Source organism: Bacillus sp. ok061 (assembly GCF_900108285.1).
Classification (GTDB): Bacteria; Bacillota; Bacilli; order Bacillales; family Bacillaceae_G; genus Bacillus_A; species Bacillus_A thuringiensis_S.
The window spans coordinates 1-1,105 of sequence record NZ_FNUW01000088.1; the positions used below are offsets into that span (position 1 = coordinate 1).

The following is a 1,105-nucleotide window of genomic DNA, read 5'->3' on the forward strand; positions in this document are numbered from 1 at the left end:
TTGTTTTTATTCGCTAAAATCAAAATGATTCCAGAGTGTGGGGAACCCTAAAGGGTTTCCCAACACTCTGATTATTTCAATACCTACTGGTATTGAAATAGCGTGTCTAGTAAAAGGAATGAAACGTGCTGTGACTATAACATCAGTTCCATAACGATTGAACCATGACTCTGCATGATCAACATGTATTCTTTGAATAAAAATATATTTGCCATAACGGCCAATCAAATATAGCTGTGTTATAACGCCACCAATTGTCCCAAATATGAATTTAAAAATATAATATATAAATTATTCATAGTAATATTTGGTGAAAATTTTATTGTATACAATTACTCATTTTCATTGTGATGGGTAACTGACTGACACCACTCTATAAAATAATGTATACAAATAAATGTAGAAAATAAGGTGAGGAAATATAATTCATGTTACATGAATAACTATTAGGAGCGCTAGTTAAATATCAAAGGAATAAAGGAAGGATTCCTGATATGTTAAAGCTGAATCCAACCTTTCTAGAGATAGTGTGAGATACTATTATTCTTCCAGCAAGATGGATTTTTTTATGCATTCAGTTCTAAATATTGATGAGTTTTGCAACATCTTCAAAACCTCAAGATAAGATTTTATTGTTAAATAATATATTATTTTCCGTTTAATGTATAAATTCTCTTTTTCATCTTCCATAAAATGTATTAGCGGGGGTATGTCATTTGGCTGGCAGGATCCCATCGCTATCAAGCTAAGCTCATACAACGTTAATAATAGTAGAGTTTGTTTCTTTTTTCTAAAATATACATGTAGGCAATTTAAAGATTGGTATACGAAATAAACCCTAATGGGTTTCATTTTTTGATTTAAGCCGCTTGATTATCAAACATGATACAATTATAAACGACACCTAATATATCAAATACGGTTTTCTTCTCATATCCATGATATTTTCTCCCGTTTTGCTGTAGGAGGTTGAACAGGGGAATTAAAATCTTTGATAGCTCTTGGGTGTCTTTCTTACGATTAGTCAACCTGTATTTTTAGGTTTTTAATGGAGTAAATATCAGAAGGAACAAATACTTGTTATCATGCATACCAAAGATCCCCT

The 1,105-nt window shown here is 31.1% G+C and carries 2 pseudogenes; both read right to left on the minus strand.

The window, feature by feature from the left end:
- Positions 1 to 78 precede the first annotated feature (78 nt).
- Positions 79 to 264, minus strand: a pseudogene (locus C4S65_RS33930) (DedA family protein); the annotation flags it as partial.
- 596 nt (positions 265 to 860) lie between these two features.
- Positions 861 to 1,016 (minus strand): annotated as a pseudogene (locus C4S65_RS33940) (IS4 family transposase); the annotation flags it as partial.
- Positions 1,017 to 1,105 lie beyond the last annotated feature (89 nt).